18 protein-coding genes are annotated in these 19,401 nt (G+C 44.6%); 2 read left to right on the forward strand and 16 right to left on the reverse strand.

The features are described 5' to 3' along the window. Window positions 1–270 precede the first annotated feature (270 nt). The 4 genes from treC to AAC147_RS00810 form a co-directional block, all read right to left on the reverse strand. Window positions 271–1,935 carry an alpha,alpha-phosphotrehalase gene (gene treC / locus AAC147_RS00795; RefSeq protein WP_047684617.1) on the reverse strand — a complete coding sequence of 555 codons (1,665 nt, stop codon included), beginning with the start codon at window positions 1,933–1,935 and terminating at the stop codon, window positions 271–273. Between the two features lie 26 nt (window positions 1,936–1,961). Then, window positions 1,962–3,395 (reverse strand): PTS trehalose transporter subunit IIBC, encoded by a 1,434-nt coding sequence (gene treB / locus AAC147_RS00800; protein WP_047684620.1) that lies wholly within the window; start codon window positions 3,393–3,395, stop codon window positions 1,962–1,964. 678 nt (window positions 3,396–4,073) lie between these two features. Then, window positions 4,074–5,255 carry a M20 metallopeptidase family protein gene (locus AAC147_RS00805; RefSeq protein WP_231571540.1) on the reverse strand — a complete coding sequence of 394 codons (1,182 nt, stop codon included), beginning with the start codon at window positions 5,253–5,255 and terminating at the stop codon, window positions 4,074–4,076. 251 nt (window positions 5,256–5,506) lie between these two features. Next, complete coding sequence (locus tag AAC147_RS00810) at window positions 5,507–6,049, reverse strand: dihydrofolate reductase family protein (protein ID WP_047684623.1); 543 nt, start codon at window positions 6,047–6,049, stop codon at window positions 5,507–5,509. 358 nt (window positions 6,050–6,407) lie between these two features. On the opposite strand from AAC147_RS00810, the gene AAC147_RS00815 reads away from it, so the two are divergent. Then, on the forward strand, window positions 6,408–7,250 hold the full coding sequence (locus tag AAC147_RS00815; protein WP_047684625.1) for a hypothetical protein: 843 nt from the start codon (window positions 6,408–6,410) through the stop codon (window positions 7,248–7,250). Between the two features lie 10 nt (window positions 7,251–7,260). Further along, window positions 7,261–7,803: a hypothetical protein gene (locus tag AAC147_RS00820; protein ID WP_047684627.1), complete on the forward strand. Its 543-nt coding sequence runs from the start codon at window positions 7,261–7,263 to the stop codon at window positions 7,801–7,803. Between the two features lie 85 nt (window positions 7,804–7,888). Here AAC147_RS00820 and paaX read toward each other — a convergent pair whose 3' ends face one another. The 12 genes from paaX to paaA are packed head-to-tail and all read right to left on the reverse strand — an operon-like array spanning window position 7,889 to window position 19,188. After that, on the reverse strand, window positions 7,889–8,821 hold the full coding sequence (gene paaX / locus AAC147_RS00825) for a phenylacetic acid degradation operon negative regulatory protein PaaX (protein ID WP_047684629.1): 933 nt from the start codon (window positions 8,819–8,821) through the stop codon (window positions 7,889–7,891). 45 nt (window positions 8,822–8,866) lie between these two features. Beyond that, window positions 8,867–10,210 carry a phenylacetate--CoA ligase PaaK gene (paaK, locus tag AAC147_RS00830; protein WP_052189701.1) on the reverse strand — a complete coding sequence of 448 codons (1,344 nt, stop codon included), beginning with the start codon at window positions 10,208–10,210 and terminating at the stop codon, window positions 8,867–8,869. Window positions 10,211–10,259: 49 nt separating this feature from the next. Beyond that, on the reverse strand, window positions 10,260–11,507 hold the full coding sequence (pcaF, locus tag AAC147_RS00835) for a 3-oxoadipyl-CoA thiolase (protein WP_047684632.1): 1,248 nt from the start codon (window positions 11,505–11,507) through the stop codon (window positions 10,260–10,262). Next, window positions 11,504–12,007, reverse strand: coding sequence for a hydroxyphenylacetyl-CoA thioesterase PaaI (gene paaI / locus AAC147_RS00840; protein WP_052189703.1), 504 nt, complete (start codon window positions 12,005–12,007; stop codon window positions 11,504–11,506). Before paaI ends, pcaF begins: the two co-directional genes overlap by 4 nt. Further along, window positions 12,000–13,697, reverse strand: coding sequence for a 3-hydroxyacyl-CoA dehydrogenase (locus AAC147_RS00845; RefSeq protein ID WP_445286323.1), 1,698 nt, complete (start codon window positions 13,695–13,697; stop codon window positions 12,000–12,002). Before AAC147_RS00845 ends, paaI begins: the two co-directional genes overlap by 8 nt. Before the next feature lie 2 nt (window positions 13,698–13,699). Next, on the reverse strand, window positions 13,700–14,503 hold the full coding sequence (gene paaG, locus AAC147_RS00850) for a 2-(1,2-epoxy-1,2-dihydrophenyl)acetyl-CoA isomerase PaaG (RefSeq protein ID WP_047684635.1): 804 nt from the start codon (window positions 14,501–14,503) through the stop codon (window positions 13,700–13,702). A gap of 3 nt (window positions 14,504–14,506) precedes the next feature. Beyond that, window positions 14,507–15,280, reverse strand: a complete 774-nt coding sequence (gene paaF / locus AAC147_RS00855) for a 2,3-dehydroadipyl-CoA hydratase PaaF (RefSeq protein ID WP_047684637.1) — start codon at window positions 15,278–15,280, stop codon at window positions 14,507–14,509. Between the two features lie 56 nt (window positions 15,281–15,336). Continuing rightward, on the reverse strand, window positions 15,337–16,512 hold the full coding sequence (gene paaE / locus AAC147_RS00860) for a 1,2-phenylacetyl-CoA epoxidase subunit PaaE (protein WP_081989121.1): 1,176 nt from the start codon (window positions 16,510–16,512) through the stop codon (window positions 15,337–15,339). A 30-nt stretch (window positions 16,513–16,542) separates the two neighbouring features. Beyond that, window positions 16,543–17,064, reverse strand: a complete 522-nt coding sequence (gene paaD, locus AAC147_RS00865; RefSeq protein ID WP_047684640.1) for a 1,2-phenylacetyl-CoA epoxidase subunit PaaD — start codon at window positions 17,062–17,064, stop codon at window positions 16,543–16,545. 54 nt (window positions 17,065–17,118) lie between these two features. Next, the gene (paaC, locus tag AAC147_RS00870) at window positions 17,119–17,922 is read right to left on the reverse strand and encodes a 1,2-phenylacetyl-CoA epoxidase subunit PaaC (protein WP_052189705.1); all 804 of its coding nucleotides are present in this window, start codon (window positions 17,920–17,922) and stop codon (window positions 17,119–17,121) included. A gap of 9 nt (window positions 17,923–17,931) precedes the next feature. Next, complete coding sequence (gene paaB / locus AAC147_RS00875; RefSeq protein ID WP_047684643.1) at window positions 17,932–18,219, reverse strand: 1,2-phenylacetyl-CoA epoxidase subunit PaaB; 288 nt, start codon at window positions 18,217–18,219, stop codon at window positions 17,932–17,934. Window positions 18,220–18,261: 42 nt separating this feature from the next. Beyond that, window positions 18,262–19,188: a 1,2-phenylacetyl-CoA epoxidase subunit PaaA gene (paaA, locus tag AAC147_RS00880; RefSeq protein ID WP_047684646.1), complete on the reverse strand. Its 927-nt coding sequence runs from the start codon at window positions 19,186–19,188 to the stop codon at window positions 18,262–18,264. Window positions 19,189–19,401 lie beyond the last annotated feature (213 nt).

The following is a 19,401-nucleotide window of genomic DNA, read 5'->3' on the forward strand; positions in this document are numbered from 1 at the left end:
AACAAGAGAATGTCAGTCAAGGAAGCTGTAATTTGAAAGGTGGATTGTATTTGTATATTTCATTTTTAAGTATAGCAGGTGTTAATAAAAGTAAAGCTGGATATGGAATTTTCTTTGTACTGGGGAGATATATGTTATTTTCTTACTTTTTTATTTATAAGTTTTTTTTCTAATTAATATTATGCCTCACCTTTTATTTGGCGAGGCATAATATTTAAATCATCTTATAAACAATGTATTACGATAAAATAAAAAACATAAATAATATTGTTATGTTGAAATTAAGTATATTGCTTCATAAGGATTGAGCTTAATTTCCTTCTCTATTTTTTTTGCTGATGATGGGTAATTACTGATAAGTACCCGCCAATTTTGGTGTGTGAGTCCAGACTCTGGAGACCAAAGTTGTGTTTCGTCACTGAGATTGGCGATAACCAGCAGAGTTTGATCCTGCCAACGACGCAGATAACACCACAGTGAAGGGTGGTCGGGTAAAAGATCCAGGTAATCACCGTGAGTTAGGATGGGTTGTGTTTTTCTTAACTTAATCAAATCTTGGTAGCAGTAAAATACAGAATCGTTGTCCTGTAATACGGCTTCTGCATTGATTTCACGATAATTATCGCAAGTAGCGATCCACGGAGTACCCGAAGTGAAACCCGCGTTGCTGGAATCATCCCATTGCATTGGAGTTCGGCTATTGTCACGGGATTTCTGTGCCAGAATTGCCAGAATTTCTTCAGGCTGTACGCCTTTTTCAATACGCTCTTGATACATATTCAGGCTTTCAATATCCCGATAGTCTTCAATACGCTTAAAATGAGGATTCATCATACCCAGTTCTTCACCCTGATAAATATAGGGTGTTCCCTGCATGCCGTGTAGCACCATGGCTAACATTTTGGCAGATATCTTATGGTGTTGGTTTTCATCGCCAAACCGGGAAACAATGCGAGGTTGGTCATGGTTACACCAGAAAAGTGCGTTCCAGGCTTTTTGATGCATACCTTGTTGCCAAGTCGAAAAAATCCTTTTCAGTTCAATATAATCAGGCTTAGCGAGAGTCCATTTCTCACCATTAGGGTAATCAACTTTCAGATGATGAAAGTTAAATGTCATGGAGAGTTCTTTGCCATCCAATGCGCTATAGCGGACACAGTGTTCAAGGCGTGTGGAGGACATCTCTCCGACAGTCATTAATCCCTTAGGTTGGAAAACATCACGACTCATTTCCTGCAAAAATTCATGTATTCGCGGGCCATCGGTATAAAAACAGCGGCCATCACCATGCTCATCATTAGGATAGTCCTGTTGTTTTGAGACAAGGTTAACCACATCCAATCTTAGTCCATCAACCCCATGGTCGGCCCAGAACTCACAGACTTTCTTCAGCTCGGTTCGAACGGGTTCATGTTCCCAGTTCAAATCAGCTTGTTCTACAGCAAACAGATGAAGGTAATACTGTTGGCTCGCTGGATGCCATTGCCACGCGTTACCCCCGAATTTGGATTTCCAGTTATTGGGAAGGGAATCCTTGGTACTTTCCCGCCAGATATAAAATTGGCGATAAGGGCTATTAATATCCTGTGCTGCTTTAAACCACGGGTGCTCGGTTGAGGTGTGGTTAAAGACCATATCTAAAATGATGCGAATGCCACGACGATGGGCATTTTCCACCAAATTATCAAAGTCTTCCATTGTTCCATAATCAGGATTAATGGCGCAGTAATTGGCGACATCATAGCCATTGTCTACCTGTGGAGATGGATAAATTGGTGTGATCCAGATAGCGCCTACACCGAGGCGCTGTAAATAATCCAGACGTTGGGTGATCCCATTAATATCCCCCGTACCACTTCCTGTACTATCCTGAAAACTTTTTGGGTAAATCTGGTAGATAGTACTGTCTAACCACCACGGTTGTTGTTCAGTCATAACAATTCCTATTAACCTGTATCCTATTAACTTGCTGCTCCATTAGCCAATGCGACTTTACGCTCATTCCTGCGATACATCAGAACGGTAAGTGCCATTGGCACAACAATAACGATAAGCATGGCGATAAGGTAGATTACCCAGAACTGGGGTTTTATGGATAGAATACCCGGTATTCCTCCCACACCAATACCATAGGAGGTAACATGATTGAGTCCACATATCAGACCCGCCAGGCTGGTTCCAATCATTGCACAGAACATGGGATAACGGTATTTCAGGTTAATACCATACATGGCAGGTTCGGTAACGCCGAGATAGGCTGAAATCGCTGCCGGAACTGAAATCTCCCGCTCTTTTTCTTTTTTGCTTGCCCAGATAATTCCGACAACCGCAGAGCCTTGAGCAATATTGGACAGGGCAATGATTGGCCAGATAGGTGTGCCGCCTGTGCTTTGGATCATTTGCAGGTCAATGGCCAGCGTAGTCTGATGTACACCAGTGATAACCAATGGAGCATAGAAGAAGCCAAACAAGGCAGCCCCAATCGGCGCAAAACTTCCGGTCATCAGCCCTTTGACACACCATGCAACACCATCACCGATTGCACGCCCAATCGGGCCAATGAGTGCATGGGCAAGGAAAACTGCCAGCAACAGGGAAACCACCGGAACAATCACCAGGTAAAGATAATCCGGCACCAGTTTCTTCAAACGTGTTTCAATCCATCCCAACGTCAGGCCAGCCATCAGGGAAGGTATAACCTGAGCCTGATAACCCACTTTGGAGATGGTAAACCAACCAAAATTCCAGACATCAGGCACCTGTTGCCCAAGTAAGTAGGCATTCATTAGTTGTGGGGAGACCAGTGTGATCCCCAGAACAATGCCCAAGATGGGAGTTCCGCCCATTTTTTTTACGGCAGACCAGCAAATACCGACAGGCAGATAGAAAAATATGGCTTCACCAATCAGCCAGAGGAAATCATAGATGGTTTGCCAGATTGGATATATCTGAGCGAGGGATTTTTCTTCACTAAATGGAATTCCCCCGATCAAGTTGCGGAGGCCTAATATCAGACCGCCACTGATAAGTGCAGGCAGCAATGGGAAGAAGATCTCAGCAAAATGTGAAATTGCATTTTCATACCATTTCATATTTTGTCGCGCGGCCTGTTTGACCTCTTCTTTATTGGCTGACTGCTTTCCGGTGGCGGCGAGCAGGGCCTTATAATAGATATCTACATTCGTCCCGATGACTACCTGGAACTGACCAGCATTGGTGAAACAACCTTTTACCATAGGTAATTCTTCAATAGCTTTGGCGTCAGCTTTTTCTGGTGCATTAAGAACAAATCTGAGTCTGGTGATACAATGGCTTACGGAGGCAATATTCTCTTGCCCCCCGATTAGCCGAATAAGATTATCAATATCCTTTTGATTTATTTGTTTTTTCTTCATGCCTTTTCTCCTTCATATGGCAGGAGTAGTGAATTGAATAACGTAAATTGGTGCTATACCCGTCGTCTTTCAAGTTCGCAGTCTGAAATCCATAGGGTATAACAGAATAATTACTTTTATGATGAGATAATTCATAGAATGAAGTAATAATCACCCCATCCTAGTCAGATTTCAGAATTTTGAATATGAAAAGATATGTTGTTTGAGTTTTAGATCACACTTTATTCTATTAGTGTGAAAATATAATACTTTTTATATTACTTAAATTTATTGTTTTAATGGTTTTAATTTCCTTTGTAATTAATAGATGCGGGTGATGAATGTTGTTTTCGTTATGTTTATTATCTATTGATTATACAGTGAAAACTAATTTTATGGCTTTTTTAATGTGTATTCCCATTTAATTGAAAAAATGCAGTTATTCCTCCGTCATTAATATAAAAATTCCATATTCCATTGTTTAATTTGACTTTTTATTTTATATTACAGGGTGCTTGATTAAACATATTATATGGATTGTACTTATATAGATTATATTCATATTTCTTGCTTGTTTAAAAATATTATGAAGTATTTTACCTTTTTTTCTTTTTTTCTTTGTGTTTAATTGAACAAGTGAATATGTTTGAATCAGGGTAACTCAGCATCCGATATTCCACTGTCGGACGCCAAATATGATTAATAAATAACAAGATTAATAAAAATCTGTGCTCCAATCAGTAGACAATTATCGTCAACAAAATAAGGATTAGAGTGTGGAAAGTTATTTATTCCTTTCGCTTTATTTCCGCTGCCAAGTGTGAACATAGCACCTGTGCGATTTTGGGTGGCATTAACCATGTAGCTGAAATCATCACTGGCCGTCGTTGGTCGGCTGTTAGTTTCGATATTTCTTTGTGGCAGGAAGTTGCTGGCCGCTTCGATGATTCGCCAGTAAGCATGAGGATGGTTTTCTACCGCGGGATAGCTGACGTAAGCCATTGTAGCTTTGAATCCCCCCGCTTCGCTGCGGGCAATCATTTCTTGAATACTGTTTTTCAGAATCTGGTCGGTCTCTTTATCCATTGCCCGGATAGTTCCCTGAGCCTGAACATGATCGGCTACGGTGTTGGGAATTGTGCCGCCAGTAATCATACCGCAATTGAATACCGCAGGGCTGAAAGGACTGGTTTTTTTGGCAACGACATAGTCCAGGTAATCAATGATACGACATGCTTCTCGAATGGCATCCAACCCCCTCTGTGGTGTAGAGCCGTGAGCAGAAACACCGTATACATCCAGTGTCCATGTTGAACCCCATGATGTTACTACACCGCTATTGAGACTGATGGTTCCGGTCTCCACAGCAGCATTGTTGTGCAGGGCATAGACTTCACTCACTCCGTCCATACATCCTAGCTCAACCATTTTATCCGCTCCCGGAACCCGCATGTCTTCTTCAGCCATTTGAAAGATGAAACGTACGTTGGCATTCATTTCATTCTGATACTGGGACAAATAATTGGCTGCGGTCAGGGCTACTGCCATATGGATGTCATGACCACAATTATGTGCATAACCCTCATGGGTAGAGCTATGCTCATTATTCGTCATATCGGGTATAGCGAGCGCATCCATATCAGCGCGAAATGCAATTAAAGGTTTGGCTGGATCAATAATTAAATCAGCAAGAAAACCGGTATAACCTGCATAATTTTTAGTGGCATAACCGAAACTTGTTATTAAATCACGGCAATATTTTGCAGTTTTAAATTCCCGGCCAGAAAGTTCGGCGATTTTATGTAAATCTTGTCGGGTTTTTTTACTGAACTTTTCTAATGAAAATAATTTTTCACTGACATTGTATTTATTTATGTCCATTATATTCCCCATTATGCCGAAATTAATTTGAATAATGAAAGAAGCATTGAGAAAGTAGTCAGTAGAAACTATCATGAAAACTATGATCACTTGCCATAATATTTTTCTTCAGTTCCTTTTCCTTACTTATCAGGTGAAGTCCTGTGGCAACTTGTTCAATCACCTCAGGGTGTGGTGTTGAAACGCCCAGTGTGGTCATCCGTCCGGCAGGAATCGGGGAACAGGGCCACGATGATACCTTTTGCAAATAATTATGCTGTTGACTTGATATCCATAATGGTTTCGATTACACCACTGCTCAAGAATCGTTGTTGATTAGGTATTGCCTGAATCGAACGGCTGACTGGCAAAACGCGAATACCTGAACCCAGGAACACGGGAACCGTAGTAATAAACAGTTGTTGTAATTCTCCTGCATCTGCAAAAAATGCAGCCGTTTTTCCTCCACCAATGAGCCAAACATCTTTACCTTTAGCTGCCGCTTTTGCTTTGGTAACAATTTGATGGGCTGAATCATGAGTGACAACGGCATTAATTTCTGCCGGAATGGACAAATTTCTGGAGGAGAGAATAAAAGAGGGAATATTTTGATACGGCCAGTGACCTGAAATATTTTTCATAATCCATTCATAAGTCCGTGCACCTATAATCGCTGCGCCAATGCTTTGATAAAATTTCTCGTAAGGAGTGGCATCTTCGCTGAGGGTAAATGTCTCTAACCAACCTAATTCGTGGTTTTCTGTAGCGATATAACCGTCCATTGTGGCCGCGACATAATAAACAAGCTTTGACATATCTTTCCTCATTTTTAATTTTAGGATTTATGTATGTTTGAAAAAACCAATAGATGTTGAGATAAATTTTCGTTAAGTTAATTAATAACTCTATCAGGAGAACCAGAAACCGATTAGCTTTTTAAAGTAATATTTTAGAAATGCGTGTTTAAGATAGATGTTTGTCACAAATACTGAGGATATAGAACAGTAATAAATAATTTCCATTATTGATAATTATATTCTGAAAGATGAAAAGCATATTTAAAAAATAAGAGGTGTCTTACTGGACAGTAGTTCGATTTGTTCATAAGATTATTTTTATTATAACTCAATGGGTTATGGATCGTATTTAACCAAAATAAAAAGGATAATTAATATGTCTAAATTTATTATCATGCGGAATAACCGGGCGTTACTTAATGAAACTGTTTTTTATCTGACGCCGGGCAATACACTGACATTAAAGATTGATGGTCTAAATAGTGGCACCAAAAAACATCTTAAATTTCAACCGAACAATGGCCTTGTCTCCATTTTTCAACGTGATAATCCTCTGCTCAGAGAACAAACCCTACAAATAACGGCCGTCAATATGGGAGTGAGTATCATTAGGGCGGTAGATACGAATATCGATTACTGTTCCTTTTTTGCCGCCGGTGTTGCTGAAGATTGTTTCCCACCGTTAACAATTAATGTGTTATCTAAAATATCGATTCCTACGGATCTCACTCCTGAACAGAAAGCGATGTTGATGGTATTGTTGGCGGAGACGAAATCTCCAGATTCACTGGGAACAAAGTATGATGAAAAAGAAGCTAAAGATACTATGCAGTATATGCATGATGCTTTATTAAACAGAGTTAAGTCCCCTAAAGCACATGAACTTGATGTACCAAAACATGGAAATAAATTAATTGGACTAATTTCAGGGCCTCGGACAATAGAAGGATTTCAGCAATATCCCAATATTAAATCCAGTATAAAGGATAGAATTGAAGGTATGATTGCTACTGCGAATGATGGTACTAATTCGAAATTTCTAGCATATAGACGTTTAATTACAAATGCTATAAATATAGCTAAAAGTAATAAAATATCTAATGTAGAGATAGTTGCATGGAGAACAACCGGGCGTGGTTCTCCTGGTCCAAATTTCATAAAATTATTTTCATTACAAGGGCAAGATTTTTATAAGCTGTCTGATAGTTATTTAAAATAAGAGATTGAATATGAAATATTTAATTGGGTTATGTATGATTTTATTCCCTTTAATTGCTTCTTCGAAGAAGCAAGAAGCATTAGATTTTAATTCTTGGGAGAAAACAGGGCAATGGGGAATATATTATAAAAAACCAGACAATACATTTAATCCACTAAAGATAAAAAAATATAAGGAAAATTATTTTCCTGCGTTGAGTTATCTTATAAGAAAGTTTAATTTACAAAAAGTTAATAATCAATACTGTTTGATTGGATATAATTTTGATAAAACAAAAGAGTATGATGAATTTGAAAGTATGATTATTTTTTGGAAAAATGCTAATTATCTAATTGATTGGGTCATTCCAGATAGTGGAGATGGTTATGATTATAAAGCCATTTTATTCAGCAAGCCATTTATTGATATGAGTGAATATGTTGTTCCATATAAAGAAGCAGAAGGAGCACAAGCTTTATGGGCTAAAGAAGGTGTTATCCAAATGATGGAAGATTGTGAATTACATGGTCAGAAAATAACAATAAAACCTTCTGAGGTGATTGCTATAAAATAATAGAGAACCTGCTCGCAGATCGCGAACAGGTGGTGCCTGTATAGACAGGCATAAACATTTCCTCAAAATCAATCGTCAGAAAATACTAAGATCCACTGCGTAATCCACCAAAACGGCAATAATACGCGGCAGCAGGTTGGGGCAGTTTACCTATGGTAGTTTCACATTGTTCACCGATGTACTGTGTTGCGGCAGGGCCGATGCGTTGGTAGATGTTGATACATAAATGACGGGCGATTTGCCCTTCCCACTGTGCAGGCAGCAGGGCATCCGGTAGTAGTGGATCGCGCAGCACGACACGGCGGTAAAAGTGGATAAGCAGAAGGCGTAGTTGGAAGCAGCGTTCTGGTGTCAGTTCGTCTGGATTGCAGTCTTGCAATAGTTTCATCAAAGGACGGAATGAGATGATAAATTCATGGTAGTGCTGAGCGACTTGGTTCAGCGACCAACTGGCGGATACCCGCTCTTTCAGGCTTTGTTCTGAACGGGGATAAGGATAATCCGCCCGGAAGTAGATAACAGAGTCACTGGCGTTAAGTTCTCTGAGCAGGGCCGGAATATCACTTTGTGAGCTGCCAGGGGCAGCCATTAATGTGCTATTGAGTTGACCAAATCCAAGCCAGCTCAACTCTTTTTTCAGGCGGATGCGTTCTTCTTTGTTACTCTCTTCCAGTAGCAGTAGATCCCATTTGCCATCCCAGGCAGGTTGTCCGCTGAGATAAATTCTACTCTCTGCATGGCGGAATTGGTTCATGCCGCGTTCTGTGATGCGGTAATAGCTACGACGACCGATTTTTTCCACCTCCAGCCATCCCTCTTTTTGCAAACGAAAGACAGATGTCCGCACAAAGCGGTCACTGAATCCCATCGGCTCCAGCAGAAGGCTGAGACTACCTAGCCAGACTTCACCACCCCGGTGACTGAGGGCATCGCCATACAGGGAAATGATCAGCGATGTTCCGCTAATCGGTTGGGCAGCAAGAGCATATTGAATAAAATCATCGAGTTTGTGAGTCATATTTTGTTATTTTCGAATCGAAACTGTGTCATGACATTAGCATAATTATCCATACCGACGGTTATCAATCACTCGAACCGCTTTGCCTTCTGAACGGGGAATATCTCCGCAGTTGACGATGCTGACTTCTGTATTGATACCGACCATGGATTTAATGTGGTGATGCAGTTGGTGGCAAATGCCACAGCGTTGTTGGAGACTGAGTTGATTAGGTTCTTTCAGTTCGACCTTGACGAACAGGCTGTCATAATTACCCACGCGATTTACTTCCAATTGATAGTGTGGTGACAGTTCTCTGAAACGTACAATCTGTTCTTCTATCTGTGAGGGGAAGACGTTAATACCGCGGATAATAAGCATATCGTCGGAGCGTCCGGTGATCCTGTCCATACGGCGCATATTGCGGGCGGTTCCCGGTAATAAACGGGTCAGGTCACGGGTACGGTAGCGGATCACAGGCATGGCTTCTTTGGTCAGCGTTGTGAAAACCAGTTCGCCATTCTCTCCGTCCGGCAGGACATTCAGGTTATCCGGATCAATTACTTCTGGATAGAAGTGATCTTCCCAAATGGTGGAACCATCTGCGTATTCCACTGATTCCATCGCAACACCCGGCCCCATGACTTCGGACAAGCCGTAAATATCCAGTGCTTTAATGCCCATGCGTGTCTCTATTTCCTGGCGCAGACCTTTCGTCCACGGTTCGGCACCGAAAATGCCAACCCGCAGGGAACATTGTCTGGCATCGCCTCCCATTTGGCGCTCCAGCTCGTCCAGTAGTGTCAGACAGTAGGAAGGTGTCATCATGATGATGTCAGGCTTGAAATCCCGGATCAGGTGTGCTTGTTTTTCCGTTTGTCCTCCAGACATGGGGATCACGGCTGCCCCCAGACGCTCAGCACCATAATGTGCACCTAATCCCCCCGTAAACAGGCCGTAACCGTAAGCAACGTGTACTTTGTCTTTGGCGGTTCCCCCGGCGAAACGCAGACTGCGGGCGACCAAGTCAGCCCAGTTATCAATATCCTGTTGGGTATAGCCCACGACGGTCGGATGACCAGTCGTGCCGGATGACGCATGAATACGCACAATTTTTTCCATTGGCACGGCAAAGGTATCAAAGGGGTAGTTATCCCTTAGATCCTGCTTGGTGGTGTAAGGGAATTTCTTGATGTCATCGAGTTGTCTGAAATCACTGGGATGAATGCCAATGGCATCAAATTTGTGTTGATACATTGGTACGTTGTTATAGGCGTGATGCAGCGTACATTTTATTTGCTCAAATTGCCGTGTCTGAATTTCATCGCGTGAAGCAAATTCCATAGGATCGAAATGTGCATTGGTGTGTGGAGTAACGTGTGAGTTGAAGTGTTGTACGTTGTTGCTCATAATTTCCCGCCATTTTGTTGATTTGGTTGTAACAGGCTGTTTTTATAAGTTATATGCGCTCGATAATCATGGCGATACCTTGTCCCACTCCAACGCACATGGTGCATAGGGCATAACGGCCCGCCCGCCGTTCCAGTTCAAGAGTGGCTGTCAGTGCAAGGCGGGCACCACTCATGCCCAATGGATGCCCAAGCGCAATTGCGCCGCCATTCGGGTTGACATGCTCTGCATCATCCGGCAATCCCCATTGACGAATGACCGCCAGTGATTGGGCTGCAAAAGCTTCATTCAGTTCAATCACATCCATTTGGCTCAGGCTCAGGCCCGTAAGTGCCAGTACTTTTTCAGTGGCAGGCAGCGGTCCTATCCCCATAATGCGCGGTTCAACGCCACTGGTGGCGGTTGCGACAATACGTGCCCGTGGGGTCAGACCATGTTGTTGAACTGCTGTTTCTGAAGCGATGATCAGAGCGGCTGCCCCGTCATTAACGCCGGAGGCATTGCCAGCAGTGACTGTGCCGTCAACACGGAATGGGGTTTTGAGCTTTTGCAACTGCTCGAATGTTGTGTCAGACCGGGGATGTTCATCCTGTGAAAATAAATCCTGTGAAACCAAGCCTTGTGAAACTAAAGCGGTTTTGCGGATGCCAGGCAGGGTAACAGGAGTGATCTCTTCGGCCAGAATACCGCATTGCTGAGCTTTGGCTGTACGTTGCTGGCTACGCAGAGCGAAAGCGTCCTGAGCATCCCGGCTGATTTTAAATTGGGCAGCAACGTTCTCTGCGGTTTCCGGCATCGAATCCGTACCAAATTGTTGTTGTATGCGTGGATTAATGAAACGCCAGCCAATCGTGGTATCGAATATCTGTGCTTGACGACTGAACGCATGTTCTGCTTTTCCCATCACTAATGGCGCACGGGTCATGGATTCAACACCACCAGCCAGTATCAGATGAGCTTCGCCAGCTTTGATACTGCGGGCCGCAAAAGCCAACGCCTCCAGACCAGAACCACACAATCGATTGAGAGTTGTTCCGGGGACGGAATATGGTAGTCCAGCCAGTAGTACCGCCATACGTGCGACATTACGGTTATCTTCGCCAGCCTGATTGGCACAGCCGAGAATGACGTCATCAATACCTTGCCCATCTAACCCTTGCCAATCTAATGTGGGATAACGTGCTATCAATGCTTGTAATGGCAGAGCGGCCAGATCATCCGCCCGTAGACTGGCAAGGGCTCCACCATAACGCCCGATAGGGGTGCGTACTCCATCACAAATAAATGCATGATTCATGATTTTTCTCTCCGATGATCTTTAGGTAGAGAGGATTGAGAAGGGGGAGCTTTTGAAGGCTCTTCTAAAACTGAGTGACCAAGGCGATGAGCGTGACCACGGAAGAAGGCTACTGTTTTGCCATTCTGATTGGTCACTTTAACATCATACAATCCAGACGTTTTTCCCTGATGTTGCACCGAAGCGATAGCTGTGAGTTGGTCACCGTTAAAGACCGGATGAATGAAATCTATACTGCATCCTGAAGCCACAGCAGCAAGTCCTTCACTGTTACAGGCGTAGGCGAAAGCCGTGTCAGCCAGAGTGAATATGATGCCGCCATGACAGGTTTTATGACCGTTGAGCATAGTAGGCTCAACGGTCATGCTTAATTGAGCGATCCCGATATCGATATAGTCGATGTGTATGCCCATATGGTTGGCGCAAGCATCTCTGGTATACATAGCTTCAATGGAGTGCCGGGCAAGTTGTTTAGGAGAGTTGTTGGTTTTATCAGGCATGATTTTTCTTCTTAAATTGATGTTCATGTTGCTGTGTAGACGACGGGTGTTGCGGTGAGATATGTGGCAGTGAGACATAACCCGCAGCCAGTTGGCGCAGCAAAGGAGACGGACGGTAACGGGGTTCGCCGTAGAAGTGTTGTAAGTTTTCTAACGTACTGAGAATGTGCTGCCAGCCAAGCTGGTTACCCCATGTTAAAGGGCCAATGGGATAATTCACGCCATAACACATTGCCAGATCGATATCTTCGGCGTTGGCGATACCTTTATTAAGGGCATCCAATGCTTCGTTGCACAGCATCGCTACAGTACGCATGGTCAGCAGAGCCGGATAATCCGGCAGTAAAATCACTTGTTTGCCGAGGGCGTATAGAAAGTTGATCACTTTTGCGGTCTGTTGCTGGGTATTCTGGCAGGCTGCACTGATCGTCATTATCGGTGCGGTCTGATGGTTGGCTGATAGATCAAACTGCACTACCGGCATCCCAATTTCATCAGTAAGTTGTGAACTGGTTTTCCCTGTTGCCAGCATAAATATAACGTCGTCAATCTGTAATACTGGTGATGGTAGCTGAATATTTTCGCTTTTTTCAGCAGCAATTTTATTGGGGTGTAATAATCCGTGTTGCTGTAACAGCGTGGTAAAGTGCGGCAAGGCAGACCAATTACCGATTATTTTAATTTGTTCAGATGGTATTAGTGCTGTCGGCGATGTCTCTGTAATTATCTCCGTAATGGTGGGAATAAATTGTTGTTGCGTTTTGTCAGCATAATCCTTGCCCGCATAAACATAAAATCCCCGGCCACTTTTACGCCCCAGATGATTAGCTTCTACCAGTTCTTTTTGTCGTAGTGATGGCTGAAAACGTGTATCACCGTAGAAAGCATCGAACAGGGATTCGGTCACGGCGTAATTAACATCATGTCCAATTAAATCGGTAAGCTGCAATGGCCCCATTGCAAAGCCGCCGGAGTCTTTCATAACCGCATCCAGTGTTGCGGGGGAAGCAATTTGTTCTTCCAGTGCACGCAGGGCTTCCGCATAAAAAGGGCGTGCGATACGGTTGACGATAAAACCGGGTGTAGAACGACAAATGACAGGCTGTTTTTGCCAGCCGATCACGAGGCGTTTAAGAGTTGCCATTGTCTGTGGGGACGTTTCCAACCCTTGCACGATTTCTACCAGTTTCATCAATGGGGCAGGATTAAAAAAATGCAGCCCTGCCATACGCTGAGGCGCTTCCAGTACGCGGGCAATGGCAGTAATCGACAGCGATGAGGTGTTACTGGCAAAAAGGGTTTGTGCTGAACAAAGGGTTTCCAGTTGACGGAATAGATCCTGCTTCGCGGCCAACTTTTCGATAATCGCTTCAATGACCAGCGCGCTTGATACCAGTGAATGTAATGAATCTACCAGCGTGATACGTTGCAACAGTTCCTGAGTTTTGCTTGCATCTGCCTTGCCTGCTTTGACACGTTGATGCAGGCGGGTGTGGAGCGTATTCAGCGCACGTTGTGCAGTTTCACTGTTTACATCAAATAGCAGGACAGTATGTCCTGCCTGAGCTGCTACCTGAGCAATGCCGATACCCATCGTGCCTGCACCAATCACAGCGATTGGGCCGTTCAGTGTTGATTCATTGAGCATTGAATGATTAGATATTGAACGATGATGTATGGGCATGTTCATGATTATTTCCCTTTGAATTGTGGTTCGCGTTTTTCTATGAATGCGTTAACGCCTTCCTGGAAGTCTTCAGTGTGTCCGCACTGGCGCTGTAGATCGCGCTCGAGATCAAGTTGTTCATCTAACGTATTGCTTGCCGCCGCGTAAGTGGATTTCTTAATACACGCGAGAGAGAAGGTGGGTTGGGTTGCCAGACGCTGCGCAATTTCCCAGGCTTTCTCCTCTAACTCATTAGGCTCGAAAACTTGCCAGATCATTCCCCATTCCAGTGCCTGTTCAGCGGTGATTTTGTCTCCTAACAAAGCCATTCCCATAGCACGGGCATGACCAATATGATGGGGCAGGAACCAGCTACCGCCCGCATCCGGTGTCAGACCAATACGACAGAACGCCTGAATAAAGCTGGTGTCGCGGGCTGCGATCACAATGTCACAGGCCAAAGCGATAGAGAGACCGGCTCCTGCGGCGACACCATGCACAGCACAGACCACTGGCTTGGGTAGGGACGTCAGTCGACGGATCAACGGATTGTAGAAAGTTTCAATGGAATAACCGAGATCAGGAGCGCCATCTACATTGATAACAGCGTTGCGATCGTTTAGATCTTGCCCCGCACAAAATCCACGTCCGGCTCCTGAGAGCAGTACACAGCGCACTGATTCATCCTGTTCAGCGATCTTTAGCGCCTCACTTAGCTGCCGGTGCATTTCCTCGTTAAAACTGTTTATACATTTGGGACGGTTGAGTTTAATGCTAAGGACGCCTGCTTTAATTTCAGTGAGGATCGTGGGTATATTTTCATTTTCCATCTACTAGTATCCTTTAAAGGTCGGTTTACGTTTTTCAAGGAAGGCCGAAATGCCTTCCTGACGGTCGGCTGTACCTGCCAAAGCAATAAAGTATTGGCGCTCGGCAGACAGCCCTTGTGACAGGCCGGTTTCGTGTGCAGTCCTGAGCGCAGCCTTAGCCGCCCGCAATGCCAGCGGCGAAAATTCACTGATGCGGTTTGCTATCTGTTGTGCACGCTTCAACGTCAGGTTTTCGATACAGACTTCACTCACTAACCCCGCTTGCAGTGCCTGATGAGCATCAATAGCTTCACCTGTTAATATCATCTGGCTGGCAAGGGCTTTGCCAACACTGCGAATCAGTCTCTGTGTACCTCCTGCGCCCGGCATTAATCCCAGAGTGATTTCCGGCAGGCCGAAGCGGGCACTTTCACCGCAGATCACCAGATCACAGGCCAGTGCAAGTTCACAACCTGCGCCGAGCGCATAGCCGTTAACAGCAGCTATTATCGGTTTGCTGATATTGTTCAGGCGTTGCCAGAGTTGAGGACGACGATCGATTATTGCGGTAGCAACGGTCTGTTGCTGTAGTTCTTTGAGATCGGCACCCGCGGCGAAACAGCGCTGTGAACCGGTAATGATGATAGCGCCGGTGTCGGCATTGGTATCCGCCTGCTCCAGATGCTGTACAAGTTGTTCCAGACAGTCATTGCTGAGAGCATTGCGCATTTCTGGACGGTTGAGAGTCAGTGTGCGTACCCGCTGTTGCTGCTGACATAAAATCCATTCTTGGTTCATGATAGCTCCTGATTTATGACCATTTTTGCTTGAAAATTTCTTAGTGATGAGAAATCTTAGACGTCAAAATCAACAACGACACCGTCGCCTTGTGGCCACGACTGACAGCTTAAAATATAGCCGGAAGCCAGTTGATCCGGTTCCAGGCTGTAGTTCACTCCCATATTCACTTCACCGGATTTAAGCCGGCATTTACAGGTGGCGCAAACCCCGCCTTTACAGGCATAGGGTAAATCGGCTCCCTGACGCAGAGCTGCATCAAGAATGCTGTTATCCTCAGCGTTCATGACAATATTCAAGATGCGACCATCCAGATGAATTTCGACACGGGTTTCATTGCGTTCGATCAGATTGTCTGGACGGGAAGTGGAGTAAAGGGGACGATTCCCTGTGTTGAAACGTTCACTATGAATGTGTTCAGACGGCATGCCAGCCTGCTCAAGTGCTATTTTGGCATCATCCAGCATAGCTTCAGGTCCACAAAGAAAGGCATGGTCAAACTGAGCAAAAGTGAGCAGGGTTTTGCCAATACGTAAGAGGCTTTCTGTATTGATACGACCGTTGAACAGCGGGCTGTCGGTAGTTTCCTGACTGAACAGGTATATTATCTGAAAACGTTGTAGATAGCGGTTTTTGAGATCAGACAACGCTTCTTTGAACATCACGGAGCGACTGGTACGATTACCATAAATCAGAGTAAAAAAACTTTCTGGCTCCAGGGCCAGTGTGCTTTTGATAATCGATAGAATCGGGGTAATACCGGAACCCGCCGCAATAGCCAGATAATTTCCCCGCGTATCAGTATCAGGAAGATGGCCAAAATGACCTTGTGGCTGCATGACTTCTAATTCATCGCCAACTTTCAATTGTTGGTTGATAAAGGTGGAAAAGCGCCCCTGATAAACGGCCTTGACGCCGATTTGCAATACATTATCCAGTGGCGAACTATCCAGTGGTGAACTACAGATGGAATAACAGCGGCGCAGCTCTTCTCCATCCACCTTTGCTTTGAGTGTCAGATGCTGGCCGGGCTGATAGTGAAAGAATTCTCTTAATTCATCGGGTACATGCAGCGTGACGGCAACGGAATCAGGGGTCTCATGCTCGATAGCGACAATACGTAAGTGATGAAATTGCGTTCGCTGAAACGGTGTCTGCTGGCGTTGCGTCCGGTAAAATTGTTCCTGTTGGCGCTGTTTTTGTTGAGAACCGGGACGATGAAGAATAGTCATCTGCTGCTCCCTTGTTAAAGACATTTAAAATTAAATACATTTGAAATAATCGAAGGGTTCCAGGCATTGCCGGCAGCGATAAAGCGCTTTACAGGCAGTGGAGCCGAATTCACTGATTTTTTCCGTTTCATGACTGCTACAACGAGGGCAGATGATGGATTCTCTGTCTGCCGGTTTCTCACAGGCTGAACCTTGCGGCGGTGCGATACCGGATTCACGTAAACGTTGTCTGGCATCTGCATTCATCCAGTCAGTTGTCCATGCCGGACTCAGACTCACATCGACATGCACTGGCGAGAACCCTGCCTGAGTCAGTGTTGTGTGGATTTCATTGACCAGAAATTCTGTCGCCGGGCAGCCTGAATAAGTCGGAGTGAATATCACCTGCCAGCCTGTTTGACCGGCTTGTTCAGTGTGGAAAGGCAGAACGGCCCGTACCATACCGAGATCGGTAATGGATAGTGTTGGCAATTCTGGATCGGCAATCTGATGTAAACACTGCCAGATCTGATGGACTTCCGGCTGCTGCAATGTTTTGAATTGCTGTTCCATCATTTCCTCCTGATCTTATCGGGCTTAGTTATCGGATTTGGTTATCAGCCTCAGTCACCAGTTACAGTCTGGGTAAGTCCGTTGCAAAAATTGCATTTCTGCCAGTATGTAACCCAAATGTTCTGTATGTTGCCCTTGTTTTCCACCCTGTCGATAAGGTATTTCCTGTGGTATGTCTAACGTGGCTTGCGCAAAGGTCTCTTTGACGATTTGTTGCCATGGCTCATAGAGTGTGCGGGGATCAATGGCAATTCCAATTTCAGCAAGTTGTTGTTCCACTTCATCACAATGGAATAGTTCGCCGGTAAAGCGCCACAATTGATTGACAGAGTTTTGCATTTTTTCGTGGCTTTGTTCTGTGCCATCCCCCAGACGGATCATCCAGCCACGGCTAAAACGCAGGTGATATTTCACTTCTTTTAATGACTTATTACTGATGGCTGCTAACTGAGGATCCTGACTCTGCCCTAATGCCTGATAAAGTAAGACGTGATAGGCATCAATGAAAAACTGGCGTGCTAACGTATCGTTAAAGCCACCATTTGGTTGTTCTACCAACAAAAGATTGCGAAATTCTCGTTCTTCACGACCAAAAGCCAGTTTATCTTCATCAACATTTGTCCCGTGATTTGTCTCGTAAAGCATGGCGGCATAACCGAGAAAATGACGTGCTTGCCCCAGTAAATCGAGACCAATATTGGACAGCGCTAAGTCAATCTCCAGCTCTGGTGCATGACCACACCATTCGCACAAGCGTTGCGCCAGAATCAGCGGGCTGTCTCCCAGACGCAGTACGTAGTTAGCAAGGTTATCGTTAAAAAGCGTCTCGTTGGGTGAAACAATACGAGATGTATTCATGTCTCACCTCTACATATTCTTAATGCCATCAGGGATCGTGTAGAAAGTCGGATGACGGTAGATCTTGTCTTCTGAAGGCTCGAAAAAAGCGCCACGATCTTCTGGTTGTGATGCAACCAGATACATGGATTTCACTACCCAGATAGAGCAACCTTCGTTGCGTCGGGTATAGGCATCACGTGCATTTTCCAGTGCCATTTGATCGTCTGCTGCGTGGAGGCTGCCGACATGACGGTGAGTCAGCCCCTGCTTGCTGCGGATAAAGACTTCATACAGCGGCCAATCGGTATCGTTCATGTTTTGTCTCCTTTTCCGAATTTGTACTAATAACGCAACGGATTAAGCAGCCTGTTTTTTGGCATGAACAGAAGCCGCTTCACGTACCCAACTCCCGTTTTCCCAAGCACGGCGTTTGGCTTCCAGACGTTCATGATTGCATATGCCCCGCCCTTTGAGCACTTGATAGAATTCATCCCAATTGATTTCACCAAAACGGTAATGGCCAATGGTCTCATCCCAGGTCAACTCTGGATCAGGAGCAGTCATGCCTAATGCTTCCAATTGAGGGACAGTGTTATCGATAAATTTCTGTCGCAGTTCATCATTACTGAACCGTTTGATTTTCCAGGCTATGCTTTGGGCACTGTTGGGGGAATCACTGTCATTGGGGCCGAACATCATCAGAGTCGGCCACCAGAATCGATTGATGGCATCTTGCAGCATGGCCCGCTGAGCTTCATTACCTTTTGCTAATGCCATAACCGCCTCATATCCCTGTCGCTGGTGGAAACTCTCTTCTTTGCAGATCTTGACCATAGCACGGGCATAAGGGCCGTAAGATGCCCGGCACAGGGCGACTTGATTAACAATTGCAGCACCATCCACCAGCCAGCCAATGACGCCGACATCTGCCCAGTTTAAGGTGGGATAGTTGAAGATTGATGAATATTTCATCTTGCCATCCAGTAGCTTCTGGTAAATGTCCTGACGAGAGCAGCCAAGTGTTTCTGCGGCACTGTAGAGGTAAAGCCCGTGTCCTGCTTCATCCTGTACTTTTGCCAATAACACGGCCTTACGGCGCAGTGTGGGGGCCCGAGTGAGCCAGTTGGCTTCTGGCAACATACCGACAACTTCCGAGTGTGCGTGTTGACCGATCTGACGTATCAGGTTTTGGCGATAGGCATCGGGCATCCAGTCCTTAGCTTCAATGGAAAGATCGGCTTCGATCTTGGTGTCAAAGTGCGCCTGGAGTTGATCAGTTGTCATATATGCTCCGAATATGATTCTTATTTTTTAAGTTTAATCATAAAAGCGAATCATTAAATGCAACTGTAAATCTACAAATCGATAACAAAAATATCAAACGGTTTGTTTGTATATTTGTCGAACACATCACAATATTTGCTTTTTATTTTTTTAAAAAGCCGTGATTAATTTTTATTGTTAGGGAAAAGTAAGGATAAATAAGCTTTCAAAATA

The sequence above is a fragment of the Xenorhabdus sp. NBAII XenSa04 genome (genome assembly GCF_963866145.1).
In the GTDB taxonomy this organism is placed as follows: Bacteria; Pseudomonadota; Gammaproteobacteria; order Enterobacterales; family Enterobacteriaceae; genus Xenorhabdus; species Xenorhabdus indica.